This window comes from Frisingicoccus sp. (assembly GCF_048388605.1).
Taxonomy (GTDB): domain Bacteria; phylum Bacillota; class Clostridia; order Lachnospirales; family Lachnospiraceae; genus Frisingicoccus.
Genome location: NZ_DBGCTU010000052.1, coordinates 36,357 through 61,823, shown reverse-complemented (window position 1 = coordinate 61,823; position 25,467 = coordinate 36,357). Strand labels below are relative to the sequence as shown.

The window sequence follows — 25,467 nt, the reverse complement described above, 5'->3', positions numbered from 1 at the left end:
ATGTCACTAAAAAACTCTTCTTTCCGAAAACCTTGAAACGGTTTCTGAAAAGAAGAGTTTTTCTCTTTTTTACCTTCCTTTTATTCGTTTACATCATTTAAAATAATATCCGGCATTTGACATGATTACACATTGTAAAATGCCTCTAAGGCTTCGCCCATAAATTTTGTCGCCCTATCGCCGTAAATATCATCATTCTTTTTCTGGAAATCCGCATCGTTTTTATACAATCCGGCCATTTCCAGCATCATCTTCGAAACATCTTTCATCTGATACAGCTGTTTGAATACAAAATCCAGCTCCCCGACAATTTCTTTAACCTCAAAGCTTTGAACATCTGCCCCCTTTACAGCCGCCAACTTCCGGAAAACGGCGTCAGATCGTTTGGACCATGCATCCACGATCTGCGAATTCGCAGGATTCGTCCCTGCCGATAAAACGCTGTCCTTATCTCCGTACCACTCCACCAGCTTTGCATAGTTTTTCTGAGCCTTTTTGCCGGAAGCGCTTTCCATGAAATGTTCCTTATACTGCTCCATACTTCCGTACTTTTCAATGAAAACCGCCTTATTTTCCTCCGACATATGATCAACAAGGGCCCCGTATAACTGTTCCACATCTGCTTTACTGAAAATTTCAAAATCCATCCTGTTCTCTCCTTTCAAAATATCATCGATACCGGCAATCAACCGCTCCAGCCGTTCTTTTTTCAGAATCAGTACCTGTTTCTGACTGCGGAGAAGCTGATTTTTATCCAGGTTGGGATTTTCCATGATGCTTTTGATTTCCTTTAACGGCATATCAAATTCCCGGAAAAATAATATCTGCTGTAACCTTTCCAGGGCTTTATCGTCATAAAGCCGGTATCCCGCTTCAGTCACGACCGTTGGCTCAAACAAACCAATCTCATCATAATAGTGAAGCGTGCGCACGCTGATTCCCGTTAATTCAGATACTTCTTTCACCGTTCTCATCTTTCGTCCTCCCATTCCTGAATCCTGAAAGGCTTTTTGCCCTTCTGAAATTTATCCTATCCTATGACGCACCGTGAGAGTCAATAGTTTTTATTTTAAATATTTTTGCGTTTCACCGGCGACAACATCCGACATGCAAAGCAAAGAAATCAGGTTTGGCAAAACCATCAGCGCATTGAGAACATCGGCAGTCATCCACACAACTCCCAGTTGAATGACCGGCGCTGCCGCCGCCGTCAAGATATAAAGCAGCCGATAAAAGATCAACCCGCGCCGCCCCGCCAGATATTCAACGCATCTCTCGCCATAGTAGGCCCATCCGAGAATCGTAGAAAAGGCAAAGGTAATGATGCCCACGACAAGGATTCCCGGCCCGACAATGGGAATCTGGGCAAAGGCCAGTGTTGTAAGCAGGCCTCCGTCCCCGGCCGTCGCCATATCGATCGCCGGATTTTTCATAATACTGCTCACCAGCACAAGCCCTGTAACGGCACAGACAACCACCGTATCCCAAAAGGTTGCGGTGGACGAGATCAATGCCTGTCGAACCGGGCTGCTCGTCTTTGCTGCCGCCGCCGCGATCGGCGCGGAACCCATACCGGCCTCATTGGAAAACAAGCCCCGGGCAATGCCGTATCGCATAGCCATCCGGACACCGCCGCCCGCAAGTCCTCCGGCAGCCGCCCCCGGGGAAAAAGCCATCACTGCGATCGTTTTCAAGGCAGGAAGTATAAAATCCCAATTAACGATAAGAATCGCCCCACAACCGCCGATATAGAACAAACTCATTAAAGGCACCAGCCGCCGGCATACTCCGGCAATGGACTGGATCCCTCCGAAAATCACAAGTCCGGCCAACACAGCGGACACAAGTCCTACGATCCCCGGCGAAATATTCAGACTTTCTTTACAAACCGCCGCAATGGCATTGACCTGAACAGCACAGCCAATGCCAAAGGATGCCATGGCCCCAAAAAGAGCAAACAGAAGGGCCAGCCAGCGCATGTGAAGTCCCCGGTCCAGGACATACATCGCCCCGCCCTGCATCCTCCCATCCTCTGTCCGGGTTCGGAATCTGACTGCCAGCAAAGCCTCACTGTAGGTGGTCGCCATTCCGAAGATCCCGGTCAGCCAACACCAAAATACAGCTCCCGGACCTCCCAGGGCAATCGCCGTTCCCACCCCGATAATATTGCCCGTGCCAAAGGTGGAAGCCAGCGCTGTCGTCAACGCGTCAAAGGGACTGACCTCGCCCTCACATCCCTCCTCACTTTTTAACGACCATCGGATTCCGCGAAACACAAAACGCTGAATCACCTTTGTACGCACCGTCAAAAACAGATGCGTTCCGAAGAGGAGGCCTATGAGCGGCCATCCCCACAAAAAGTCATTCAGCGTTCTTATTCCATTTTCAATAAATTCCATCCGCCGCCTCCGGCTTCAGATTTTACTTATATATATGCTCGGTTTTTTTCTTTCAGTCAGATTCTGTCCCCATTTTTTTCAAAACAGAAATCGATAAAGGCATCGCCAGTAAAAAAGTCAAAATATCGCTTACCATCTGGCACATTTCCACGCCCCTAAGCCCCAAAATCGAAGGCAGTATAAAAATCAAAGGCAGGAAAAACAAACCTTGTCTGGCCGCCGCCACGATCGATGCCCTCACGGCCATCCCGATCGACTGAAGAAACATATTGCTCATAACGACTCCGCCGCTCAAAGAAAAACTGATACATGAAAAGCGAAGCGCCGCAATACCAACGGCCGTCACCTCCGGGTCGCCTTTTCGAAAAAGTTCGACAAGCTGAGGAGCTCCAATATATCCGGCAATTGAAAGCAAGATCAAAAACCCGGCCGATGTTTTCAGACAGAAATAAAAAGCTTCCCGCACCCGGTCATAAAGCTTTGCTCCATAATTAAAACCGCAGACCGGCTGAAATCCCTGTCCAAAACCGATCAAAGCCGAATAGGCAAACATGGTGATTCTTGAGACGATGCTCATTCCGGCAATCGCCGCATCCCCATAAACCCCGGCCGCCATATTCAAGGCAATGGTCGCCACACTGCCAAGCCCCTGTCGGCAAAGCGACGGAAAACCGCCGCGCACGATCTCTTTTAAAAAGTAAGCATCAAACCGGACATTTTTCCAGCTTATATGAATTCCCGGCCCACTCTGGCTGACCCACAGCAATATAATAAAGCTGATAAACTGACTGATGATCGTCGCCAGCGCCGCGCCGCTGATACCCATATGGCAGACAAATATAAGCACCGGGTCCAAAACAATATTGATCACGGCTCCCACCACAATGCCGATCATACCATACATGGCATTTCCCTGAAAACGAAGCTGATTGTTTAACACAAGGGAGGCTGTCATATAAGGCGCGCCAATTAATATATACTTGAGATAGTCGACCGCATAGGGCAGAATTGTTTCCGTGGAACCCAGAAGCAGCGCCAGAGGCTTAATAAAAATCAGCCCGCATCCCGCCAGAACCGCTCCGGCGATCAGCGCTGAAAAGAAACCGATAGAAGCCATTTTCGAAGCCTCTTCCGTATTCTGCGCTCCGAGCTGACGGGAAATATAATTTCCCGAACCGTGCCCAAAGAAAAACCCGATGGCCTGAATGATCGCCATCAATGAAAACACAACGCCTACCGCCGCCGTCGCCGATGTATTAATCCGTCCAACAAAAAATGTATCCACCATATTGTAAAATGATGTGATCAGCATACTGATGATCGTCGGCACAGCCAGAGAACACACAAGGCGCGGTATCGGCTCCTCAGTCATATACTTAAACTTCTGTTCCCTATCCATGATTTAATTCCCCCAAATTATATCCGTATTATTCGAAAAAAGTTACCCGGATCCGACTGCGGATGTCCTCATCCGTCATACAAAAAAGAGCATCCTGAAAAGCCGTCTGAAAACTGCCTGTCCCCCGACACTGTCCGGCAGCCATCTCTCCGCTGATGCCAAGGACAACGCAGGCCGCCACAGCCGCCGCCATCGGTTTCCCGACAGACATATAAGTTCCGGCCAACACGTTCAGCATACAGCCTGTCCCCGTAATCCTTCCCATCATCTCACAGCCATTGTCAATCAGGCATACCTTTTCCCCATCCGTCACCAAATCCGTTTTCCCCGAAGCAAGCACAACGGCCCCGTAAGCTTTTGCCGCGGATTTTGCCAGTCCGATCATTTCCGTCCGATTATCCTCTGACAGCACATCCCCCGAAGCCACATCGACACCGCTGACATGATAATCCGCTCCGGCCAGGGCCTTCAACTCCGACATATTTCCCTTTAATACGAGCGGGCTTTCCGGGACTTTCACAGCTTCCGACATGCGCTGTTTTAAAAATTCCTCTGTGAGTTCTCTGCGGAAATGACTGCATCCAATCCCAACCATATCCAGAATCACAGGGATATGCCGCTCCATCGCAGCCTTTCCCGAAATTAAAATCGAAGTCCTTCTGGCATCGGTGATATTGCCGAGGTTAAGGGCCAATGCTCCGGCTGTCACGGTAATCTCTTCCACTTCCGCCGGATGTTCCGCCATCATCGGACGGCCTCCCGTCGCCAAAACCACATTGGCACAATCATGGATGGAGATCGGATTTGTAATACAGTGAATCAGCGGCGCTTTTTGCTGCACCGCTGCACGAATGTGAGAAATTTCGTTTAATATTTCATTTTTAAGCATTTTTCTGTTCCCGCTCCTTACTCGACTGGGTGACATAATATACAATCGCAATCACTTCCACAAGAATCAACGCGGCGGCCGGAAGGATCTTCACCATGATTCCCTCAAGATGAAAAATATTTTTGGAAACGACCAACACCGCCAGATAAACAATAATTCCAAGGAAGCCGATGCCCGCGGCATCCATCCGCAGATCCGAAGGCTTCTCCTGTACGGAGGAACCCAGCATCTGCTGCATTTTCGTGAGCATTTTTCCCTTATTCAAATATTTCAAAAAGATAAAAGCGACGCTGCCGCCGATCAATGTTCCACAGATAAAGGACGGGACATAAAACATCAGAGAAAGTCCTTCGCGTCCCACAATAAATGTCATCACCGGATAGGACACCATCGCCCCGATAATACCGGTGCCGATCACCTCACCGACAACCGCGAAAATCATTCTTCCCCCGGATAATCGATATAAAACGCCGGACAAAAAAGCGCCGAAAACTGCTCCCGTTAAAGCCAGCGGCGGTATTCCCATAAACATCATGCGGATAATGCCGATCAATATGGCGCACAGCAATGAGTACCACGGTCCCATCATCACCGCACAGACAATATTGATCAAATGGGCCATCGGGCACATTCCCTCAACTCTCAAAATCGGAGATATGACCACTCCGATGGCAACCATCATTGCCAAAAAGGTCATTTTAATCAAGCCATTCTTTGCATTCACAGTCAAAACCTCTCTTCTCTCTAAATCGTCTATAACATTTTCTTTTTACGAAGCAGCCACAATGCCAGTATGCAGATCAATAAAGTGATGACACACAAAATGCCAAAGCCCTGAACCGAGCTGGCAAAGGGCATTCCTCCCGCATTGACGTTCATTCCATATAAACCGGAAATAACTGTCGGTATGGCCATGACGATCGTAATCGACGTCAGATATTTCATAACGTTATTCAGGCGGCTGTCAATCACTGAGGAAAGCAGTTCACGGGTACTATTGATAATATCTCTGTATATCGTAGTCATCTCGATGGCCTGTTTATTTTCAATGATAACATCATCCAAAAGCTCCTGATCCTCCGGATACTGTTCCAACCGTTTGTAACGTGTCAGCCGGTCCAAAACAACGCCGTTGGCCCGCAGGGAAGTTGCAAAATAAACCAGTGTGGATTCCAACTCATGCAGAGCCATCAGATCCACATCCTCCGTATCCCCCTCGATGCGTTCTTCAATCTCTGTCCGCCGCTTGTCCAAAACTCTCAGATAAGCCTGATACAATGAAGCGGCACGAAACAAAATCTGATATACGAAACGCATCTTCTTTTTTGTGCTGAACTCCTTCACTCTGCCCTTTATAAACCGGTGCAATATCGGCGTATCCTCCGTACATACGGTGATGATCATATTTTGGAGCAGAATAATACCTAACGGAATTGTCGTATAAGCCCGTTTTTCATGGCGGACCTCCACCGTTGGTATATCGACAAGTATCAGTGTATACCCGGGTTCCAATTCAATACGAGAACTTTCCTCCTCATCCAATGCAGCCATGACATCGTCAATATCGATCTCCAGTTCCTCGGCAACCCTCATTGCTTCCTCTCTGGTTGGATGAATCATCTGTATCCATACACCTTCCTGAATACTATCCTCTTCGTGTATAAAATTGTCATCTGTTCTGTATATTTTTATCATTCCGGATAAACTCCCCTCTGTCGAATGTTTTACCTTATTCTATTATATACATAACCCTTAAAAATGCAAAGAAAAAAGTCCCGAATCTGTTTTCGGGACTTTCAACTCTGCTGTTATTGCCGTTTCTGAATATATTCATATATCAGATCCGCACTTTTTTCCGCACCGATCGAACTGTCAATACACAGATCATATTGATGCACATCTCCCCACTTAAAACCGGAGATGTTTTTATAATAGGCTGCTCTCGCGGCATCCGAACGTTCAATACTCTTACGTCCTTCTTCCATAGTGTCTCCATACATTTCCATAACCTTTTTTACGCGGTAATCCTTCGGCGCATGAATGTAGATTCTGACTACATTTTCCCGCTCCCGGAGCACATAATCGGCAGCCCGGCCGATAAGGACGCAGGAACCTGCGTCTGCGATCATCTTGATCACTTTATCCTGGGCGGTAACCGCCTGCTGGATCACATTTGTACTTAAATAAAGTTCTTTCATTACGGCATTTTCATTCGAATTTATATTTGAAATAAACTCTTTAGTAAGTCCGCTCTCCTTTGCGGCCAAAGCCGTCATTTCTTTATAGTAACATGGAATATTCAGTTTTTTTGCAACCAGCTGGCCAATATATTTTCCGGCCGTACCGTGTTCACGGGCAATAGTAATAATAACTCCGGCATGTGAAGGCTGAAGGGCTGCCTTCTCTGCTTCCGGATCTCTGACTTCATTTTCGCGGCTGTCTAACTGTTTCCACAAATTAACCATAACCGCCGCCGTGATGGCAATCGCAATAATATCCGCGATCGGAGCTGCCCAGAAAATACCTGTCACTCCCCAAAACATTGGGGCTATCAAAGAAAAGACAATTAACAGTACATCTCGCAGAACAGAAAGGGGCGCCGCTTTTTTTGCATGACCGATAGACTGAAGAAAAATAGCGCATACTTTCTGCACACAGGTAAAAACGATAAGTGAAAGATAAATTCTCAGGCATAAAACAGCAAACTGAGTATACAATTCGCCGTCGGCACCAAACATCCGGATAAAGAATAACGGGAATATTTCAAACACGGCCGTACAGATCAGGCAAATAATCATCGTCCATTTAATAATCAACCTTAACAGTTCTTTGACACGGTCGTATTTCTCCGCACCGTAATTATACCCTACAATCGGCTGTGCGCCTGCGGCAATTCCTATGGCGATGTTCAAGACAATCTGGAATAACTTCATAATGACAACAAAGGCCGCCAGTGGAATATCTGCGCCATACGGAGAAAGAGCGCCATATTTGACCAATAAAATATTGTTAATAACCGTTATGATCACAATTGAAAATTGTGTCAGGAAACTGGAGGTCCCCAGAGCAATTACATGCTTTAAAAGTGTAAAATCCACCCGGAAACTGCTCAGGGAAATTTTGAAGGTCTTACTCTTCCTCAAATAAACAGCACATATAAGAAAGCTGACAAACTGGCCCAATATTGTCGCATAGGCAGCGCCTTTGATTCCCATATTCAATACAAAAATCGCAACCGGGTCGCCAATGATATTGACAACAGCTCCGGCCAGCATGGCGCCCATGGCGTATTTTGGACTGCCGTCGGCACGGATAATGGACGCCAGCGTATTCTGCACCAAAGCCAGCGGCATCATAGCATAAATGATAAACCCATAATCATGGGCCAGCCCCAGATTGGCGTCTGTTGCTCCGATTAAGAGTAATAAATTATCTCCCCAAAGATAACCTATGGCAATAATGACGATCCCTAAAAGAAATGAGCACAATACACTGTTGCCGACGCTCCGATGAATATGCTTTGTTTCATTCCTCCCAAGGGAAACACTCAGAGCCGCCGCGGCTCCATCCCCAAAAAGCAGAGAAACACCCCATCCGATAACCGTGATGGGGAAAATAACACCTGTAGCTGCATTGCCTAAATAACCAACACCATTCCCCACAAAAATCTGGTCCACAATGTTGTAAAGACATGAGATGATCAACGAAAAAATGCACGGAACGGCAAATTGCCGAAGCAATTTTCCTACCTTCTCTGTCCCTAAATAATTATTCTGATTCATAGATTCCTCCTGTTTAAACGCAAAAAAACAGAGCGCAGAATTCAGTCTGAAATTCTACGCTCCCGCTGTTCGACTTTCTAAGCTTATTACTGTTTTTCAAAATATTCACTGACATCCGCCCGTTCATTATATTGCTTTCTGACACGAATAATAACAGAACCATCCGGCTGTTCAGTTTCTTCCGTAATCTGATAACGGGTGTGTGTCTTCTCAAGGGATGCTTTATATCTTTCTAATTCCTCATGATTCAATGCAGCGGCCCGCTCTCTCGAATAGCCAAAATCTTCCTTCTGCTGAAAAATAAGGGTCTGAAAAATACACGCAGATTTTACACGTTTCATGATTTCACCTCCATCAGCACATAACCTATGGCAAAAGTCACAGTGCCCAATATGCAGAGAGATGATGGCGCGAAACATCAGCGTTTACGGAAATCTGATGCCGCAGATCTCCCAGGCTGCTATACACTCTCATGGTAATTTTCATTACCATGAGATTATATCATTGGCTTTTCAAAAAAATCAAGTATTAAAAATGAATATATTTTACATTGGCATCCATTCGTGTTACAATAATTTTTGCTGTTAAAAAGGAAAAATCAGTAAAAATATATTAAATTTGGGAGGATTGTTATGAATCGTAAAGCCGCCTTTCGGCAGGGAATGACCGACGGCATTCCTATTGCCCTCGGATATATGGCCGTCTCATTTACTTTTGGTATTATGGCTAAAAATGCAGGGCTGACCGCTTTTCAGGCCGTACTTTTGTCCCTGACAAATTTAACTTCGGCAGGACAGTTTGCCGGACTCGGTATTATTACCGCCTCCGCCAGCTATATTGAAATGGCTTTTACCCAGCTCGTCATTAATCTGAGATACTGCCTCATGTCCTGCGCTTTATCTCAAAAGCTGGAGCAGAGTACGCCTTTTTTTCATCGTTTCTTTATCGCCTATGGCAACACAGATGAAATTTTCGGTGTGTGCAGCTGCAAAGAAGGAAAACTGAATCCATTTTACAGTTACGGCGTCATTGCCGTCGCCTCACCCGGTTGGGCTTTTGGCACTTTTTTAGGCGTTCTCTCCGGCAGTATACTGCCCGGACGGATTTTGAGCGCTCTCGGCGTTGCCCTGTACGGTATGTTTATCGCCGTCATCATTCCGCCGTCCAAAGCAAGCCGGATCATCGCCGGTGTTGTCCTCGTATCCATGGGCGCCAGTTTTTTGTTTTCCTATATTCCTTTATTGAACCAGATTTCTTCCGGTTTTCGGATCATCCTGCTGACCCTGGTCATTGCCGGCGGCGCGGCAGCCCTTTTTCCTGTCAGCCCTGACTCACTGGATCATACCGAAGAAAACAGTTCCGGCAATACAATTTAAGGAGGATTTTAACAATGTCACATAACATTTATATATACATATTTGTCATGGCCGGAGTGACCTATCTGATTCGCCTGCTGCCTTTGACAATTATCCGAAAAGAAATTAAAAATACATTTATCCGCTCTTTTTTATACTATGTTCCTTATGTCACACTGTCTGTCATGACATTCCCGGCCATCCTGTCGGCAACCCAGAATCTGATCTCCGCTCTGGCCGGATTCATCACGGCAATTATTGTGGCATGGAAAGGCGGCAGCCTCATCAAAGTGTCCGCCGCCGCCTGTATTGCTGTCTTTATTCTGGAACTTATATTACCTGCAGCCATTTAAAGGCTTTAAAAAGGCCGTCTTTATCAACATCCGCCGTCACATGATCGGCAACGGCCTTCAAATCATCCGAGGCATTTCCCATGGCGATGGCTATCGCCGTTTCGGCAAGCATTTCTCCGTCATTCGGCCCATCGCCTATGCCCACGGTTGCCGCCATATCCCCGCCGACGAAAGATACATAGCGGCGGATTCCCGTGGCCTTATTCTCTCCGGCACAGGTGATCTCACCGTTACTCCCCTCGCCGCTCTTATAGCTGGCACCCTCAACTTTAAAATATTCTCCGAGAACCTCCTGAATCTTTTCCATCGATACGGGCGCATCGTAATAAGCCATTTTTTCCACATCCGGACAACTGCGCAAATCTTCCCGCAAAAAAATATCCGCCACCATGACTTTTTCCATTTCTTCCTCAGTCATTCCCATATCGGTGAAATGCCGGATCATGGCCTTCCGGCTTCTTTCTGTCATCACAACCCCCTGCTCTGTCTGAAGCATATAGGTCGTCCGGGTTTTCTCAAAATAATCAACGAGACGTGCCAATTGATCCGGCGCCGCCGTATGCCGATAGATTTCCCGGCCCCCACACTCGATATGAGCGCCGGCCGACGCTATAATCCCATCAAAATTCATTTCTAAAAGTTCCCGATATATCTGCGCCTTGATACGCCCCGTGCAGAGAACCAACTGATGTCCTTCCGCCTTCGCCCGGCAAAGCGCCGTTCTTGCCGACTCCGGGAGCTCCCCGGTAAAATCCATCAGTGTGCCGTCAATATCTAAAAAAATAATTTTCTTCCTCATCGCAGCCTCCATTAACTCTGGTCAAATTCCTTATCATCTGATATGATAGTTTGAGAAAGTAAGGTGTATTTTATGAATTTAACAAATATTTTAATCATTTATTTTATTATCATCAACGCGGCCGCTTTTATTATTTTCGGCATTGATAAGCGCCGGGCTGTTAAAAACCGCTGGCGTATCGCGGAATCCACGCTCTTTCTTCTCGCTCTCATCGGCGGCAGCATCGGGGCATTGGCGGGTATGTATGTTTTTCATCACAAAACAAAACATATCCGTTTTGTTATCGGAATCCCGCTCATTCTTATTCTTCAAATTGCTGCGGTCTTCCTGATCATGAAATATATTCTGAAAATTTTTTAAAGGGCATGATTTTCAGATGTTCATTTAAATTTTTTCTTTCCGAGCCGGACATCCTCAACCAGTTCGGCCATATCTTCAGGCAGGGCATTCAACAGATAATTTCTGTCATTTTCCCGCCGCTCCGCAAGAATCTGACGGATTTCCCGGCATGTCTGCTCCACCTCTTCTTTAAGGCCCTGAGCAGACATCCGCTGCGCGCCCTGACCGAGAATGATGACCTGCTCGAGCGCATCGGAAGTAGCCACCGTTACATCGTACTTACGGTTCATCCGATGCACGGTCTTTTCAATATACTGGTCCGCCGTCTCCGCTTCTTTTGTATAAACCACATAAATATTGTGATATTTAAAAACCTGTCCCGGATTTCCCTCCACTTTGTAGGCATCAAAGACAAGAATCAATGTATCTTTTTTAAATCCCTGATAATTGCACAAAATATCCATCAACGCATTGCGGGCGCTGGTAATATTGACTTCCGACAAGCTTCTCAGCTCATCCCAGGAAAAGATAATGTTGTAGCCGTCAACCAGCAGATAGCTTTCTTCCGCTTTCTTTGCCGGTCTGCGCTCCTCCGTCTCCTGAACTTCCCTCCGCTGCCATTCTCTGCGTTTCACCGGCCCGTAGGTCCGCTCAAAAATCCGCTCCAACTCTTTATCTTCCGCCAGCCCTGAACCCATCGTTCCGCCGCCGGAATTATCTCCGGTTTCTGATCGGTCTGCTGCCGCTGAACGATCCGTTTCCTCCCGGGATACCTGTGCAGATTTCAAAAAACTTTCCAAGTGCATATATTCCGTCACCTTATCCCAGGGTACATTGAATCCTGCTCCATGGGCGCAGAAAACCGACCCGGTTGGATTTTCCAGATCCGCCTCCGAATCGTATCCGACCGCCGCAACCACTTCGTCCGCATTATGGCACGGCATATAGCCGCCCGGTGTGCAGGTGAGCCGCCCCATTCCCTTTGTATAGCCAATCACTTCCGAAGCGTATTCCCGCATATTCACCACCGGGGCCGTCCCGATGATCACTGTCCTGTCGCCCTCCACTCTCGGCGCGGAAAAGCCGCCCTGCATTTTCTGTATATCTGTCATTGCCCGCCCCACCTTGTCCGATGGAATCTCAAGGCAAAATTCATAAATCGGCTCAAGCAGGACGGACTTTGCCTGTTTCAGGCCATGGCGCACCGCCCGATAAGTCGCCTGCCGGAAATCTCCGCCTTCGGTATGCTTGGTGTGGGCCCGGCCGCCCACCAGTAAAATCCTCATATCCGTGATCTCTGCCCCGGTCAAAACACCTCGATGGCTTTTTTCCGCCAGATGGGTCAAGATCAGGCGCTGCCAGTTTCTGTCCAGGGCATCCTCGCTGCACCTGCTCTCAAACTGAAGGCCGCTTCCCGGCTCTCCGGGCTCTAAAATCAAATGAACTTCCGCATAATGGCGCAAAGGTTCATAATGTCCCACGCCCTCAACCGTCGTCTCTATCGTTTCTTTATAGACAATATTCCCGGTTCCGAAATTGACATCCACCTGAAAACGCTCGGCGATCAGACTTTTTAAAATTTCTATTTGGATCTCACCCATCACCCTGGCATAAATCGCCCCCAATTCACTGTTCCACACAATCTGAAGCTGGGGTTCCTCTTCTTCAAGCTGTTTCAACTTTAAGAACATATCATGGACATTCGTTCCCTCCGGCAGCTCAATCGCATAGGTCAATACCGGCTCAAGCAGCGGCGCCGCCCCGCGCCCTTCGATACCGATGCCTTCGCCCGCCTTTGTTTTTTCCAGCCCGGTCACCGCACAGATCATCCCGGCGCCAGCCTCATTCACCATCTCATATCCGGCGCCGGAATAAATTCGGATCTGATCCGGCTTTTCCCCATTATCCAAAGGCATTTTCACTTTTAACACGCCGCCGGTAATCTTCATATGGGTCAAACGATTTCCCTGGGCATCTCTGGAAATTTTATAAACTCTCGCGCCAAAATCTTTCTCATACACCGGCATCTGCACGTATTTTTCAATACCGGTCAACAACGCTTCGATTCCCTGCATCTTTAAGGCTGAACCAAAATAGCACGGAAAAATCTTTCTCTCCGCAATGGCCGCGCCAATCTCCTTTTCTTTAATCGCTCCACGCTCTAAAAAAGCCTCCAGCAACCCTTCGTCACACATAGCCACATTTTCCATAAAAGTATCCGCTGCCGTGTCAGCAGCTTCGGCCCCGCCGGCACCTTTTTCTCCGCCGGCAGCCCCGGCCGTATCGTCTCCAAAATCCACACAGCACTCTGAAAGCCGCCCGCGCAGTTCATCCAAAAGGACCTGCCTGTCCGTTCCTTCCTGATCCATTTTATTTATAAATAAAAACGTAGGGATCCGATAACGCTTTAAAAGCTGCCAGAGCGTCTGAACATGCCCCTGCACGCCATCGGCTCCGCTGATGACCAAAATCGCATAATCCAGCACCTGCAGCGTTCTTTCCATTTCCGCGGAAAAATCCACATGCCCCGGCGTATCCAGCAGAGTTATCCCCAAACCTCCGACAGTCAACTCCGCCTGTTTGGAAAAAATCGTGATCCCTCTGCTCCGCTCCAAAGCATAGGTATCCAAAAAAGCATCTCCGTGGTCCACCCGCCCCAGTTTGCGGATGCTGCCGCTGTGGTAGAGAATCCCTTCGGCCAACGTTGTCTTGCCCGCATCCACATGGGCAAGGATGCCGATACATATATGGTTTTTATATTTTTCTGATGTTCCTCCCATCAAAAATACCTCTTTCATTCTTATTATTTTCTCTTATACACGGTATTATTGGTATTTCCCTCAGATATAACATATCCTGACCCTATCAATATCTTCAAATATCTTCTTACTGTTGCTGGTGATTTTTCGCATATCTCTATCGCGTCCTTCGGTGTTATTACTCCGTATTGATCAATAAAATTAATGATTTTTTCTACTTTATCAAAATCTTTCTTTGATAAAACTTCGCTCAAAACTTCGCTCAAACTTCGCTCAGTTTGAGCAAAGTTTACTCCAGCAGCAGCTTCTTTTTCATCATCTTCCAGAAAAAACGGATGAATCGGAATCTTAATTACCTTTTCACGAATAAACAAATTACGAAAACGCTCCATCGTAGCCTGTATCATCTGCGGCACGGAACCTGTAATATTAGGAAAATCCTCACTAATACTTGGATTTTCTACGCTCCCCTGCGGAAATGCTGTCATCTGCACATAAGTGTAGCCAAAAAACTTTTCCGGGTGCTCACAGAACATCATAATTGCTACATTTTGGATATATCGAAGTTCCGGTGGTCCCACCAGTAATTGCATATCTTCCAATATTTCCTCTATGCCACGTTCTCTGATCTGTTTCGCAAGTTTACTTCCTGTCTTGCGTAAATGATCTTCTAAAAGAACAGGTGAAATATCATCGAAGCTTGCTTTATGATTTGCTCTGCAATCAAAAGGAGTTTGATCTGACATATTGATCAGCTCTCGTTCCTGCTCTGGATTTGCCTTCACAGAGCTGGTCAGATAACGAATATAATAATGATACTTTTTTTCTTTTTTACCAGTAACATATTCTGGTGATTTATAAGGACGCTGTTGTCCGGTTCTCGCCATAATAACAAGAATCCATTTGTTGTCCACCTCTGATGTAATTATCTTTGGAAAATATGGAGGAGAAATCTTGTTATTGTAACCAACCATTTCCTTTTCAATTTTATCCAACATATATTCTGGAATTCCCTTTACCGGTCGAACTGCTACCCCATTTTTCTCTTCAACTCCAACAACAATATATCCACCGCCATCATTATTATAATCATTTGCAAATGCACAAACACTACGATAGATATCATCAGGATTCCATCCCGCCTTAAACTCAATGCGATCTGATTCAATCTTTCTTTTGTTTAATAAATCTTCTACGCTTATTTCAAGCTCCATAGTGCCAACTCCCATCAAAATAATTTCCTTATAAATACCCCTTTCTGTTGTCTATGATTATACGCATTATCATAACACAGAAAGGGGTATAAGTCGATAAAAACAGCCGGTTGATTCACGTTTAAAACCAATCGGCTATGTAAATGATTCTATACTCTATTTAATTTTACTGTTCCCACTTGGTAGGGAAGCACCTATTTTGAATCGTCCACTAAGCAGGACCACGCTCATTTCTTTGTGCCTTAATTATACACATTCAAGGATATACATGTCAAACGATTTCCCACTTTTGGTTCACTATCCCTTTTCTATTATAATACGCAATCTTTTAAATTTATGCTGTCACTTTTTGTTTATTTAAATGAATTTTTATTCCTGTTTAAAAACCAACGCAGTCCATCTGATAAAATGCCAAAAGGAATTGTTTTTCAACATTTTTATCTTTGTCTTTAGTTGATATGAAACTCATTTCCAATCAAATTGGTTAGAAATCGTCTACCCGATTTATATTATAACAAAATACCCCTTTCTGTTGTCTATGATTATACGCATTATCATAGCATAGAAAGGGGTATAAGTCGATAAATTAAAATTATTTAACCTCGGGCGTAATATTTATTTTTCTATAGTTTCTTCTTCAAATGGCGGTAAATCTAAAACAGCAATTCCATAAGCCTCTGTTACTTTTTTTACTGTTTTTCTAAGTTCTGCTAAAGCAACCGGAAGACACACTGCCCGAACACCTTCTTCACTGATTTCAATATTTTCTCCATCTCTCTCAATTTCAAAAATAGAAAGTGTCTCTAATATCAAATATAACCGTTCCTCAGGATTACCAACAGAAAATTTCAATTGAACCGTCAGATATTTGCTATTTTCAAAATCTTTTGGTATTAAAATACCGCCTTCTACGCTGATTTCTACATTATTCTTCTTTTCTTTTTCTCCGTTCTCAATAAAAGAGGCTTCTTTTACGCTATGCTTTCTCAACTTAAAGTTATTCATATCTTCACCTCGCTACGCAAATACCACTTTCTTATTATGAATTTTCTCCATTTTATATTGCATTACATCTTTTGCATCTAAATTTATAGAAAAAGCATCATCTGATATCAAAACGCTTTTTCCACTATATTGAAATGCAAAATATTTATTAACCCTCGGCTTAATCACATATTCTATATTTGTATTTCGTTTCCTAAACGCAGCAATCTCCTCTGCATACTCATCATCTTCTGCATCCATATATTCATCAGCCGTAGGCAATAAATTATCCGGAATATTACTCCTCTTTTCTATTCTGTACTCCACATTTTTTCCATTATAATCAATAATTATTTTATCTTCTGTAATATTCAAAAATGCATCCCTAATCGTAATTTTATTTTCCAGAAGTCTAATCAGGTTATCATACGTTGTCTTTGTCCCAATCCACTCTACTTTGTCGGCCGTCATAAGACAACAAATAAACAAATATACGTTTTTCTTATTCTTGCAGGTAAACATTACCGGATATTTACTCTCAAAAAGAATTTTATCTAAAACAATGCTGCTAAAATCCGGAATCCTTCTAAATATATTTTCAACTTTCATTTTCCAATACCTCAAATTCTTTATATGGTTCCGCATCCGTATATAACCACCAATCAACATGAGAGCCTTTATACTTTATGCCTAAATTTCTTTTCCATTCCTTTGTCTCTAAACAAATTCCATGTATCGGTTTCGTAGTCCCTTTCGCTATAACAAATGGAACCCCAAAACGACTATCCATAGTCATAAATCTTTTTACATCTCTAAACTTTATATAAGTGGATAACGAATACTCCTGCGGGTCATGTACATCTCCATCTACACTAATTTTATATTCATTTTCTTCAAAACTATTCAAAAATGATTCACGATCAACTTTGCCGGTTGCACATGCACGATATACTTGTAATTCCTGTTCTCTTGCCCACTTCGGCATCTCAAAATTTTCAAAATACGAAGGAAATTTTTTTACTATTTGCTCTTTATTCATCGTATCACTCAATTCGCCAAAATTATACCCATTCGTGCATCCCGTATGGGTATCCCATATCACAACATTTATGTTATTTCTATCATACCATATCCAAAATTCTTTTTCCAGCATGGCATGTAAAAAATGTCCTCCAAACTACCATAAATATATGTATGATCTAAACGCGATCCGTTCCGATCTGACGTTGAAATGCATGTGATTGTTCTATTCAGGTTTCATCAAAAAGAGGCGGCCGAATCGCCGCCTCTAAGCTTTTTATAAAAGCCGGAAAATCTGTTCTGTGCAAAGGGTCATATTTTTCTTTGCAGTTTCCTTTTTCCAGTTGGATTGCTTCCAAAACGATGTCTATTCCCGATTTCAGTTCCACATTTGGGAAATAACACTCTTTTAACCCGGCAGACCCCTTCATTATGAAAACACCTCTTAATTTCAACTTGAAGAATACATTTTTTTCATATATAGTAATACTAGGTTGGTTCTGTTTTCGAAGGTGATATATTATGAATAAGAAAATGTTTTTTAAATCTATCCGGAATCTTTTTATTTTGCTTATATGCGGTATTCTGATGCTGCCTGCGGAAGTATTTGCCGCTCAGACCGATACTGAAAGCACAGTTCTGCAGCTCTCCGAGGAAGAGCAGGCTTATCGTGATCGGGCCGGAGAAATTACCATAGGCTGCCCTGTCAACAACTGTCCGATGCTCTTTAAGAACGAAAAAACAGGAGAACCTGAGGGGATCATCATTGATGTGCTGGACATGGTATCTGAAACAACCGGGCTTAGCTTCCACTATCAGGCTCTCCCCTCCGGCAGTATCACATATGAAGACTTGCAGCGGCTTAATGTGGATATTGTCGCCGGCGTGGAATCTAATGAAACCAACGAGCAGGCTGTTGGCATTGTTTTGACAGACAGCTATTTACATGCTGCCAAAGTATTCGTATGCAAAAAAGGAACGGAATTTCATCCCGACGGCGAAATGACCATCGCCGTCAACTCCGGCTCGCAGACGCTTGAAAGAGTTATCCGAAAACAGTATCCTCAGTTTCAGGTATTATTCTGCAGCTCTACAGAGGAGGCGTTATCTGCCCTCCTTTCAGGAAAAGCAGATGCTGTCCTGCAGAATCAATATACCATTGAAAGAATTCTTCGCAAACCTGTTTACGAAAATCTTCGCATCGTAGCTACAGCATCTATCGGCGACAGTCAATGTCTCGGATGTTTTGTACCTATTGGAGAAGGCAAGCAAAATATTATATCCGATGACACTGCGCTTCTCATCTCTATATTAAATAAAGGTATCGATAATCTCGATCAGGGAAAGGTCTCCTTCAGCATCATCAGGGAAACGTCCGAAAATGCTTATCAGTTTACGATATGGGATATGATATACCGTTATCGTTTTGCAATGATCGGCTTGTTCATTAGTTTATTGTTTATTCTGATCCTTTTGTGGAAAAACCATCTCCTGTATCAAAAACGTCAGGAGCAGATCGTAGCCCAGAAACGCGCAAAAGAACTGGCAGCCATCAATGCCCAAATGAAGGAACAGCAGCTTCTTCTGATGGATGCGCTGAAACGGGCAGAGGAAGGAAACCGGGCAAAGACTTCCTTCCTGTTCAATATGTCCCATGATATCCGCACTCCGATGAATGCCATTTTAGGCTTTACCGAAATCGCCTGCCATAATATAAACGATTCCGCGAAGCTGAAAGACTGCCTTGAAAAGATACAGTCCTCCGGCAAACTTCTGCTGCAATTGATCAACGATGTGCTGAATATGACCGAAATTGAAAGCGGAAAAATCACTCTGACAGAGGATTACTGCAATCTCAAAGAGTGTATCGAAAAGGCCCCCGATATTTTTCAGGAAGAAATTGAAAAAAAGCATCTGACGCTCCAGACGGACACGTCAACCCTAAAAAATGAATGGGTTTACTGTGACAGTCTTCATTTCAATCAGATTTTGTTCAACCTTTTGAGCAACGCCGTAAAATTCAGCAAACCCAATGGCAATATTCAGATTACGCTGGCTCAGAATTCCTGCGCTATCCGGGAATATGCCGCATATGAAATACGTGTGAAAGATAACGGCATCGGTATGTCTCCGGAGTTCTTATCCCGCATTTTCGAACCCTTCGAACGGGAATATACCTCCACTATAAGCCAGACCCAGGGGACCGGTCTCGGCATGTCCATCACGAAAAACCTCGTCGATCTGATGGACGGCAGGATTCAGGTGACCAGCGAACTTAATAAGGGAACTGAATTTATCCTGCAATTCACTTTTAAATTGCAGGAACAGGCAGAACCGTCCTCCGATGAAACGGTTTCCACAATTGATTTTTCCGGAAAACGGCTGCTTCTGGTCGATGATAATGAACTGAATATGGAAATTGCCGAGGAACTCCTTCGCGAGGCCGGTTTTCTGGTTGAAACGGCCGAAAACGGACAGATTTCCGTAGAAATGGTTCGAAACTCCGAGGCGGGATATTACGATGCAATACTGATGGATATCCAGATGCCGGTAATGGACGGCTATCAGGCTTCCAGGGAAATCCGCAGCCTTGAAAATAAAGATCTGGCCGAGATTCCGATTATTGCCCTGACGGCAAACGCTTTCGATGAGGATAAAAAAGAAGCCCTGGCCAACGGTATGAACGCCCACATTGCCAAGCCATTAGATGTTGCCATATTATATGAGACACTGGAAAAAATTTTGAAAAATAAATAAACACTATCATATATATATATCAATGAAAGGCGGAAAGTTCCATGCTTAATAAACTTTTTATGGAAATGATAAATTACTACAAAGGAGATGCAAAACGTATCCAGCATTTCACCAAAGTACATTCCTTCGCAAAACTGATCGGCGATATGGAACAGGTGGATGCGGAAACAATGCAAATTCTGGAAGCCGCAGCTTATGTTCATGATATTGGAATTAAGCCCGCAGAAACCAAATACGGCGCCTGCAGCGGAAAATTGCAGGAACAGGAGGGGCCTGCCGTCGCCAAAGAAATGCTCGAAAAACTCGGATTTGATAATCAGCTCATCGAACGGGTCTGTTACTTAGTCGGACATCATCACACTTACACAGAAATTGATGGAATGGATTATCAGATTTTAGTGGAAGCAGACTTTTTGGTGAATCTTTATGAGGATGGTCTCAGCAAAGCCTCGGCCCTCTCTGCCTGTAAAAAAATATTCAAAACCCAAAGCGGAAAACTCATATGCAGAATTATGTTTGATTTGGAGGAAGAAAGCTAGCAGCGCTGCATTTATGTCCGGCTTTACTCAAGTCCAAAATCATCAAACAGATTAAAGTTTTCTCCTGTATGGTAGTTTTTGGTCGTATCGACTTTTATTTCCTGAATCGGCATGCCGAAAAGTCGAAAATTTTCAACATTCGGGCAGCCCAATGTGACATTTTTCCGCCCCCGGTTCGCTGCATAATCGGCTCTGGCACATTTCAAAAGCATTCCCAATACATTACAGCCTTCGGCGATATCGCCTCTTTCATAAGCTCCCCAGAAATCATCCTTTGATGATAATTCGACAATTTCTCTGTCCCCCGTCGACATCAGCAGCCGCCCGAATTTATTCCAGTTATAGAGCAGTTTAAGATGTATGCACCAATTCATGATCGCCACTCTTTTGTCATCCCAGTCTTTTCTTGTCAGATAATTATATTTTCTGCTGATATCCTTGGCAGTCATCGGACTTCGCTGATCAATGATTTCCTTCTGAATATCCGAGTGATCCGGAAAACGGCACGCCTGATACAGGGCCTCAGATGTCCGTATCTGCGTACCGCCAAAATAAACCGGATAACCGGCCGCCATATTGGATAAACCGCCGTTTGCCTCATGGGTTTTCCTGAATACGGCGCAGTCTTTAATAATATATATCTTCTTCAGATATTGATGATCAGCCATTATAGTTTGCCTCTCTCGGTAATAAAGGATACCATTTTCCCAGAGTGGTATCGGATGAATAATTTAAATTTCCCCACCAAAAAGCTAAAGGACAATTGTTAGAGATATTATAATCTGTGACAAAAAAGGCGCCGAATCCCAAAGATATTCCCGTGTCATATCCCATCGGTTTCATACGGTCATTTCCATTGGCCGGCAGAGAGCATATGTAAGCGCCCCGCTTTAACAATGCTTTTTCAAAAAGGACCCTGTTTTCAGTGCCGGTAAACAACCGGGATTCTCCCCGATATATGGGCTCTTTCCTGAATCCTAGGCCGCCTTTTTTCAGTCTTACCTTCTGTTCTTCCATCACATTGAGATAAGCGTCAACATATTCATCATTCTCAACCTTCTGGGGCCACAGTATATCCAAAGGATATTTATAAAACTTATTATTATATCTGTGGGCATAGGTGAAAATTACACTGATATTTTTTTCAGCGCATTTTTCATCCAGACATTTTTTTATATACTGATGATTTCCGCTGTACAAGCCTAAGAAAATAATCTCCAGCTCTGTATTTTCATTTGGATTCATCGTATCGATCCAGTTTTTAATGTCCTTCAAAAGTGTAAAACCGGTATACATGCAGTCATCCAGGTAAATATACTTTTTAACCCCGGCATGATTTATTTTATTAATCTGAGTATGTTTTTCTCTCAAATAATATTCTTCGATCAAACGCAGCAGACGTTTCTGGCTTTTTCCCTTTCGCTGAATATTCAGAAATTGAATGTGACTTATGTATTTCTCCGGATCTGCCCCCATAATGTCTTCAATCTGCCAGATATCGTCAAAGAATGTTTCGATTGCCTGCTTTTTAAAATAGTTGTTCTTCAGCAAACTGTTTGTTTCCGTCAATACAACCAGTCTTTCATCCTCCGGGAACTGGTTCACCCAGGTGTCCACATGTTTATCATCAAAGGTCCAATGATTTAAATCTTTTTGGTAATCCTTAATTTTATCCGCAATGCTTTCTTCCAATTTTTCAAATTGTTTTATCATCATGTCACCGGCCTATTCGTCAATAAAAATATTTGAAAGATTCAAAGCATAAGCGTCATCGATCTCAGCCAGCAAAGCCTCTGTTGTATCATCAAAGCCGTTTTCATCAAATTCCATTTCCGCGCACATATAAACGGAACCGTCGTCCCGGATATCCGCATATAACACCGTAAAAATCTGACTTCCCTCTTCATTCAGATATACGAGCGGAATCAATCCAACCGTATCATCCGCATCTGTAGACGGCGTATCGCTGTCTAAAACAGATAAGCCCTTGTCCTCCAAGCGCCTTGTATAATCTTCCAGAAGATTCCCCAGGGCCTCCGTTGCACTGTTGGCCCTCGCCATGCTAAGCCGGATGCTGACGCCGTGATTCACACCGGTCAGACTTCCTGTGTCCCGCTGGACAAAATTCTCCTCATAAGGAACATAGCCGTCGCGAATCGTATCTTCTTCCAGCCCGTCAAAATAATAACCGATACCCATATGTTCGTACTCCGGGGCCTTACCGTAAATTCCCTGCAGCCCGACCAAATTTTCCGCATCAGGCTCATCATTCTGAACGGCTGCTTCTCCCGGAATACCTTCATCCTGTTTTTCAGCGGATGCACTGTTCAACGCTTCTTCCGGAATCTCTATGCTTTCTATCGTATCAAATTCGGAATAATTCAACTCCAGAGACAGACTGTGAATCTCCATTTCCGTTCCATCACTTTCCGTCACACTGCCCGCATCCGATATTTCCACGCTGACGGATGCCGGAAGCATTTCATCCTTATAAACCCGCAATGTCACGGCAGCTTCTACGCCCGAAAGATCAAGCTCACCGGCATCCTCCGCCATGGATTCCACACTGCCCATAAAGGAATTCAGGCTTTCTCCGGAAATTTCCGCCGTCATCACATAAACTTCTTTATCATCGATCTTCTCCGTTTCTTTCTGCAAGGTGAGCTCCGATTCCGAGCTGAGTTCCTCAAACAGATCGCCGACACCGGCTTCATCTTCCTCCGCATCCTCCTCCGATTTTTCCCAGGCATTATTCATTTTTGTATAGGTAATCTCTTTATCCCCTTCTGTCACCGTATAAGACTCTATATCCATGGAAAGTCCCAACAAGCTCAAATTCAGCTTGCCCGCCATATGTACAACTTCCGGTTCCATTGTCATTTCCAGATCGCAGTCCATACCCATCGTCAGATTCATGCCCAAACCGCTTTCCGATATCTTCATATCGACATTCATCGCCATATCGCCGCTGACGGACTGAACATTGTCCATATTCTCATTGACCTGCTTCAGAATACTCTCCGCCGTCAATTCCTCTTTTTTACTGCCGCAGCCTCCGAAAATCACTGCTGATAACAGCATTGCCCCGGCCAATACCCAACAAAGTTTTTTTCTCATAGAATTCTTCTCCTTTATCCCTGATATAATGATTATACAACGAAACTCCGGAGACATCCATCGTTTAATTTATTTTTCCTGGGCAAGCCGCTCCACTAAAATAGAAATGCCCTGCAGCGACTGGGTATCCAGATAACGCAGTTCGTCAAAAACCTTTCTCAGTTTTTCCGGTTCCCTCATGTCATACTCAAAAAAGTCCTGGGGCGCAATTTCCAAATATTCGCATATTGCAAAAAAGATGGCCATGGACGGCATCGCCCTGCCCTTCTCGATACTGCTTATATATCCGGCATTCTGTCCGAGGGCCAGGCTCATACTCCGGGCCGACACGCCCTTTTTTATCCGCAATTTTTCCAGTCTTTCAGGAAATTCTTTTTCACAATTACTCATCATGTATCTCAATCCCTTTCACAATACACTGCCACACGTCCTCTTCCGCTGTAAGTACAGGTGAACAGTATTAACGCATAATCGCTCTCAACAACTTTTTCTACATCATAAGACGAAATCGTATCGATCAAAACCACTTTATAACGAAAAATCCTATTATCCACATCCACAAAATAGACAAGGTCATTTGGATTCAACTCATGAATTTTTCCAAAATGGGAGGCATAGTTGTGGGCCGCGATCACCAGATCATTCGTTTTTGCTGTTCCCGCATAACGGCACGGTGAAAGCTTTAGCCGCTCATAATCCCACCCGGACATTACAGGCAATTCCAGTTCAAGCGCCGGTATCGTCAAATAACCTACATATTCATTGCCATCCATCACCACGGCTGCCATGCCTGAATCATCGATACCTCCGGAGTCTGAATTTTCTATGCTCGATACAATCCCTCTGAGTACTTTTTCCGTATAACGCCCCGCCTGATTGTCCGCTTTTCGATTCCAAAGCAAAAGGACCAAAGCCGCAAAAACAAGCGCCGCGCCCATCCCCATGCATATAAGTGCTATCTTATTTTTCATATCTTATCTCGCAGAATCCGGGTTGCGGCGCTCCCGATGGTTATGCCCTTCCGCTCTGCCTCCCCGGCAAAGCAGCCATCCGCTCAAAAACAGTATCAGACCTGCCACAGCCATGATCGGTATCGGCCAATTTAACTGCCCCGTCTGCGGCAAGCGGGGAGGTGCAGGATTTCCCGGTATCTTATTTTTTTCAGTCTCCGTCTCCGACGGCTCGGATTCCGAAGATTCCGTCTCCCTTGTCTCCGGCGGCGTCTCTGGCAGCTTTTCAAGTTCTATCTTCGTATTAGCAATAACATCATATATGTATGTGCCATCCTCCATCATCGGCATGCTGACTAAAAACGGCGCCGCCTTCAGATAACCCTCCGCCGCCTGATTCTGCACAAGCAGATATAAGCCTAAATCTAAATTGTCAAAGGCAATGGTTCCATCTCCGGATACGGTGCGGGTCAAACCCGCAAGCTTTTGATTTTCCGCATAGATCTGCAATTTCACTGCCAGACCTTCTGCCTGAATATTTCTGAGGTTTTCGCCGGATGCCTTAAAATCCTCGGAAATAACAAAATCATAATCCCCGTCGTTCTCCTGAACATCGCCTACACGGTATAGCGTAAGGCTCCCGCCCGGCACAGCCTCTTCCCCATAAAGCATTGTAATATGAATGGAACCCTCCCGCTCCATATCCGGCGCTTCATGGGCATAGACCACGGCGCTCATCATATATAGCAATACCGCAACTATGAGTATCGCTGCATATCCTTTACTTTTTATTGTCATCATCGGCATAGAAT

26 protein-coding genes are annotated in these 25,467 nt (G+C 44.6%); 5 read left to right on the top strand and 21 right to left on the bottom strand.

The window, feature by feature from the left end; genetic code table 11:
* Window positions 1-125: 125 nt before the first annotated feature.
* The 8 genes from ACMN7X_RS14315 to ACMN7X_RS14280 form a co-directional block, all read right to left on the bottom strand.
* Entirely contained in the window at window positions 126-974 is an 849-nt protein-coding gene (locus ACMN7X_RS14315) for a MerR family transcriptional regulator (protein ID WP_418748128.1), read from the bottom strand.
* A gap of 90 nt (window positions 975-1,064) precedes the next feature.
* Window positions 1,065-2,399, bottom strand: coding sequence for an alanine/glycine:cation symporter family protein (locus ACMN7X_RS14310; protein ID WP_418748127.1), 1,335 nt, complete (start codon window positions 2,397-2,399; stop codon window positions 1,065-1,067).
* 52 nt (window positions 2,400-2,451) lie between these two features.
* Window positions 2,452-3,798 (bottom strand): MATE family efflux transporter, encoded by a 1,347-nt coding sequence (locus ACMN7X_RS14305; RefSeq protein ID WP_418748126.1) that lies wholly within the window; start codon window positions 3,796-3,798, stop codon window positions 2,452-2,454.
* A 28-nt stretch (window positions 3,799-3,826) separates the two neighbouring features.
* The gene (gene thiM / locus ACMN7X_RS14300) at window positions 3,827-4,687 is read right to left on the bottom strand and encodes a hydroxyethylthiazole kinase (protein ID WP_418748125.1); all 861 of its coding nucleotides are present in this window, start codon (window positions 4,685-4,687) and stop codon (window positions 3,827-3,829) included.
* Window positions 4,680-5,411: an energy coupling factor transporter S component ThiW gene (gene thiW / locus ACMN7X_RS14295; protein ID WP_418748124.1), complete on the bottom strand. Its 732-nt coding sequence runs from the start codon at window positions 5,409-5,411 to the stop codon at window positions 4,680-4,682. Before thiW ends, thiM begins: the two co-directional genes overlap by 8 nt.
* A 29-nt stretch (window positions 5,412-5,440) precedes the next feature.
* Entirely contained in the window at window positions 5,441-6,382 is a 942-nt protein-coding gene (locus ACMN7X_RS14290) for a magnesium transporter CorA family protein (protein ID WP_418748123.1), read from the bottom strand.
* 113 nt (window positions 6,383-6,495) lie between these two features.
* Entirely contained in the window at window positions 6,496-8,469 is a 1,974-nt protein-coding gene (locus ACMN7X_RS14285; RefSeq protein WP_418748122.1) for an MATE family efflux transporter, read from the bottom strand.
* 86 nt (window positions 8,470-8,555) lie between these two features.
* Complete coding sequence (locus tag ACMN7X_RS14280; RefSeq protein WP_418748121.1) at window positions 8,556-8,810, bottom strand: hypothetical protein; 255 nt, start codon at window positions 8,808-8,810, stop codon at window positions 8,556-8,558.
* Between the two features lie 291 nt (window positions 8,811-9,101).
* Between ACMN7X_RS14280 and ACMN7X_RS14275 the strand changes: the two genes are divergently transcribed.
* Together ACMN7X_RS14275 and ACMN7X_RS14270 are read left to right on the top strand one after the other, a co-directional pair.
* Window positions 9,102-9,845: an AzlC family ABC transporter permease gene (locus ACMN7X_RS14275; RefSeq protein WP_418748120.1), complete on the top strand. Its 744-nt coding sequence runs from the start codon at window positions 9,102-9,104 to the stop codon at window positions 9,843-9,845.
* A gap of 14 nt (window positions 9,846-9,859) precedes the next feature.
* Entirely contained in the window at window positions 9,860-10,177 is a 318-nt protein-coding gene (locus ACMN7X_RS14270) for an AzlD domain-containing protein (RefSeq protein ID WP_418463671.1), read from the top strand.
* On the opposite strand, the gene ACMN7X_RS14265 is transcribed toward ACMN7X_RS14270, so the two are convergent.
* Window positions 10,155-10,976, bottom strand: a complete 822-nt coding sequence (locus ACMN7X_RS14265) for a Cof-type HAD-IIB family hydrolase (protein ID WP_418748119.1) — start codon at window positions 10,974-10,976, stop codon at window positions 10,155-10,157. The genes ACMN7X_RS14270 and ACMN7X_RS14265 overlap by 23 nt on opposite strands.
* A 72-nt stretch (window positions 10,977-11,048) precedes the next feature.
* On the opposite strand from ACMN7X_RS14265, the gene ACMN7X_RS14260 reads away from it, so the two are divergent.
* Window positions 11,049-11,336 (top strand): DUF1294 domain-containing protein, encoded by a 288-nt coding sequence (locus ACMN7X_RS14260; RefSeq protein WP_418748118.1) that lies wholly within the window; start codon window positions 11,049-11,051, stop codon window positions 11,334-11,336.
* Between the two features lie 20 nt (window positions 11,337-11,356).
* On the opposite strand, the gene ACMN7X_RS14255 is transcribed toward ACMN7X_RS14260, so the two are convergent.
* The 6 genes from ACMN7X_RS14255 to ACMN7X_RS14230 form a co-directional block, all read right to left on the bottom strand.
* Complete coding sequence (locus tag ACMN7X_RS14255; RefSeq protein WP_418748117.1) at window positions 11,357-14,095, bottom strand: NYN domain-containing protein; 2,739 nt, start codon at window positions 14,093-14,095, stop codon at window positions 11,357-11,359.
* A 23-nt stretch (window positions 14,096-14,118) separates the two neighbouring features.
* Window positions 14,119-15,288 carry an RNA-binding domain-containing protein gene (locus ACMN7X_RS14250; protein ID WP_418748116.1) on the bottom strand — a complete coding sequence of 390 codons (1,170 nt, stop codon included), beginning with the start codon at window positions 15,286-15,288 and terminating at the stop codon, window positions 14,119-14,121.
* A 615-nt stretch (window positions 15,289-15,903) separates the two neighbouring features.
* The gene (locus ACMN7X_RS14245) at window positions 15,904-16,293 is read right to left on the bottom strand and encodes a hypothetical protein (protein WP_418748115.1); all 390 of its coding nucleotides are present in this window, start codon (window positions 16,291-16,293) and stop codon (window positions 15,904-15,906) included.
* A gap of 12 nt (window positions 16,294-16,305) precedes the next feature.
* Window positions 16,306-16,881 carry a hypothetical protein gene (locus ACMN7X_RS14240; protein WP_418748114.1) on the bottom strand — a complete coding sequence of 192 codons (576 nt, stop codon included), beginning with the start codon at window positions 16,879-16,881 and terminating at the stop codon, window positions 16,306-16,308.
* On the bottom strand, window positions 16,871-17,425 hold the full coding sequence (locus ACMN7X_RS14235) for a hypothetical protein (RefSeq protein WP_418748113.1): 555 nt from the start codon (window positions 17,423-17,425) through the stop codon (window positions 16,871-16,873). Before ACMN7X_RS14235 ends, ACMN7X_RS14240 begins: the two co-directional genes overlap by 11 nt.
* Window positions 17,426-17,522: 97 nt before the next feature.
* Window positions 17,523-17,723 carry a hypothetical protein gene (locus ACMN7X_RS14230; RefSeq protein WP_418748112.1) on the bottom strand — a complete coding sequence of 67 codons (201 nt, stop codon included), beginning with the start codon at window positions 17,721-17,723 and terminating at the stop codon, window positions 17,523-17,525.
* A 91-nt stretch (window positions 17,724-17,814) separates the two neighbouring features.
* Between ACMN7X_RS14230 and ACMN7X_RS14225 the strand changes: the two genes are divergently transcribed.
* Complete coding sequence (locus ACMN7X_RS14225; RefSeq protein WP_418748111.1) at window positions 17,815-20,049, top strand: ATP-binding protein; 2,235 nt, start codon at window positions 17,815-17,817, stop codon at window positions 20,047-20,049.
* Between the two features lie 41 nt (window positions 20,050-20,090).
* Window positions 20,091-20,588, top strand: a complete 498-nt coding sequence (locus tag ACMN7X_RS14220; protein ID WP_418748110.1) for an HD domain-containing protein — start codon at window positions 20,091-20,093, stop codon at window positions 20,586-20,588.
* A gap of 23 nt (window positions 20,589-20,611) precedes the next feature.
* On the opposite strand, the gene ACMN7X_RS14215 is transcribed toward ACMN7X_RS14220, so the two are convergent.
* The 6 genes from ACMN7X_RS14215 to ACMN7X_RS14190 form a co-directional block, all read right to left on the bottom strand.
* Complete coding sequence (locus ACMN7X_RS14215) at window positions 20,612-21,256, bottom strand: NADAR family protein (protein WP_418748109.1); 645 nt, start codon at window positions 21,254-21,256, stop codon at window positions 20,612-20,614.
* The gene (locus ACMN7X_RS14210) at window positions 21,249-22,304 is read right to left on the bottom strand and encodes a hypothetical protein (protein WP_418748108.1); all 1,056 of its coding nucleotides are present in this window, start codon (window positions 22,302-22,304) and stop codon (window positions 21,249-21,251) included. The genes ACMN7X_RS14215 and ACMN7X_RS14210 overlap by 8 nt, the downstream gene beginning before the upstream one ends.
* A 9-nt stretch (window positions 22,305-22,313) precedes the next feature.
* Window positions 22,314-23,705, bottom strand: a complete 1,392-nt coding sequence (locus ACMN7X_RS14205; protein ID WP_418748107.1) for a DUF6612 family protein — start codon at window positions 23,703-23,705, stop codon at window positions 22,314-22,316.
* 69 nt (window positions 23,706-23,774) lie between these two features.
* On the bottom strand, window positions 23,775-24,098 hold the full coding sequence (locus tag ACMN7X_RS14200) for a helix-turn-helix domain-containing protein (protein WP_418748106.1): 324 nt from the start codon (window positions 24,096-24,098) through the stop codon (window positions 23,775-23,777).
* Window positions 24,099-24,103: 5 nt separating this feature from the next.
* Complete coding sequence (locus tag ACMN7X_RS14195; protein ID WP_418748105.1) at window positions 24,104-24,676, bottom strand: sortase; 573 nt, start codon at window positions 24,674-24,676, stop codon at window positions 24,104-24,106.
* A 3-nt stretch (window positions 24,677-24,679) separates the two neighbouring features.
* On the bottom strand, window positions 24,680-25,462 hold the full coding sequence (locus tag ACMN7X_RS14190; RefSeq protein ID WP_418748104.1) for a hypothetical protein: 783 nt from the start codon (window positions 25,460-25,462) through the stop codon (window positions 24,680-24,682).
* Between the last annotated feature and the right edge of the window lie 5 nt (window positions 25,463-25,467).

Bases quoted from the DNA above. Each gene is read 5' to 3' on its own strand.
- ACMN7X_RS14230 (WP_418748112.1), bottom strand. From the start codon at position 17,723: ATGAAGGGGTCTGCCGGGTTAAAAGAGTGTTATTTCCCAAATGTGGAA.
- ACMN7X_RS14215 (WP_418748109.1), bottom strand. From the start codon at position 21,256: ATGGCTGATCATCAATATCTGAAGAAGATATATATTATTAAAGACTGC.
- ACMN7X_RS14225 (WP_418748111.1), top strand. From the start codon at position 17,815: ATGAATAAGAAAATGTTTTTTAAATCTATCCGGAATCTTTTTATTTTG.
- ACMN7X_RS14270 (WP_418463671.1), top strand. From the start codon at position 9,860: ATGTCACATAACATTTATATATACATATTTGTCATGGCCGGAGTGACC.
- ACMN7X_RS14245 (WP_418748115.1), bottom strand. From the start codon at position 16,293: ATGAATAACTTTAAGTTGAGAAAGCATAGCGTAAAAGAAGCCTCTTTT.
- ACMN7X_RS14275 (WP_418748120.1), top strand. From the start codon at position 9,102: ATGAATCGTAAAGCCGCCTTTCGGCAGGGAATGACCGACGGCATTCCT.
- ACMN7X_RS14195 (WP_418748105.1), bottom strand. From the start codon at position 24,676: ATGAAAAATAAGATAGCACTTATATGCATGGGGATGGGCGCGGCGCTT.
- ACMN7X_RS14240 (WP_418748114.1), bottom strand. From the start codon at position 16,881: ATGAAAGTTGAAAATATATTTAGAAGGATTCCGGATTTTAGCAGCATT.
- ACMN7X_RS14310 (WP_418748127.1), bottom strand. From the start codon at position 2,399: ATGGAATTTATTGAAAATGGAATAAGAACGCTGAATGACTTTTTGTGG.
- ACMN7X_RS14210 (WP_418748108.1), bottom strand. From the start codon at position 22,304: ATGATGATAAAACAATTTGAAAAATTGGAAGAAAGCATTGCGGATAAA.
- ACMN7X_RS14235 (WP_418748113.1), bottom strand. From the start codon at position 17,425: ATGCTGGAAAAAGAATTTTGGATATGGTATGATAGAAATAACATAAAT.
- ACMN7X_RS14190 (WP_418748104.1), bottom strand. From the start codon at position 25,462: ATGCCGATGATGACAATAAAAAGTAAAGGATATGCAGCGATACTCATA.
- ACMN7X_RS14265 (WP_418748119.1), bottom strand. From the start codon at position 10,976: ATGAGGAAGAAAATTATTTTTTTAGATATTGACGGCACACTGATGGAT.
- ACMN7X_RS14280 (WP_418748121.1), bottom strand. From the start codon at position 8,810: ATGAAACGTGTAAAATCTGCGTGTATTTTTCAGACCCTTATTTTTCAG.
- ACMN7X_RS14305 (WP_418748126.1), bottom strand. From the start codon at position 3,798: ATGGATAGGGAACAGAAGTTTAAGTATATGACTGAGGAGCCGATACCG.
- ACMN7X_RS14205 (WP_418748107.1), bottom strand. From the start codon at position 23,705: ATGAGAAAAAAACTTTGTTGGGTATTGGCCGGGGCAATGCTGTTATCA.
- ACMN7X_RS14220 (WP_418748110.1), top strand. From the start codon at position 20,091: ATGCTTAATAAACTTTTTATGGAAATGATAAATTACTACAAAGGAGAT.
- ACMN7X_RS14200 (WP_418748106.1), bottom strand. From the start codon at position 24,098: ATGATGAGTAATTGTGAAAAAGAATTTCCTGAAAGACTGGAAAAATTG.
- thiM (WP_418748125.1), bottom strand. From the start codon at position 4,687: ATGCTTAAAAATGAAATATTAAACGAAATTTCTCACATTCGTGCAGCG.
- ACMN7X_RS14255 (WP_418748117.1), bottom strand. From the start codon at position 14,095: ATGGGAGGAACATCAGAAAAATATAAAAACCATATATGTATCGGCATC.
- ACMN7X_RS14290 (WP_418748123.1), bottom strand. From the start codon at position 6,382: ATGATAAAAATATACAGAACAGATGACAATTTTATACACGAAGAGGAT.
- ACMN7X_RS14260 (WP_418748118.1), top strand. From the start codon at position 11,049: ATGAATTTAACAAATATTTTAATCATTTATTTTATTATCATCAACGCG.
- ACMN7X_RS14250 (WP_418748116.1), bottom strand. From the start codon at position 15,288: ATGGAGCTTGAAATAAGCGTAGAAGATTTATTAAACAAAAGAAAGATT.
- ACMN7X_RS14285 (WP_418748122.1), bottom strand. From the start codon at position 8,469: ATGAATCAGAATAATTATTTAGGGACAGAGAAGGTAGGAAAATTGCTT.
- ACMN7X_RS14315 (WP_418748128.1), bottom strand. From the start codon at position 974: ATGAGAACGGTGAAAGAAGTATCTGAATTAACGGGAATCAGCGTGCGC.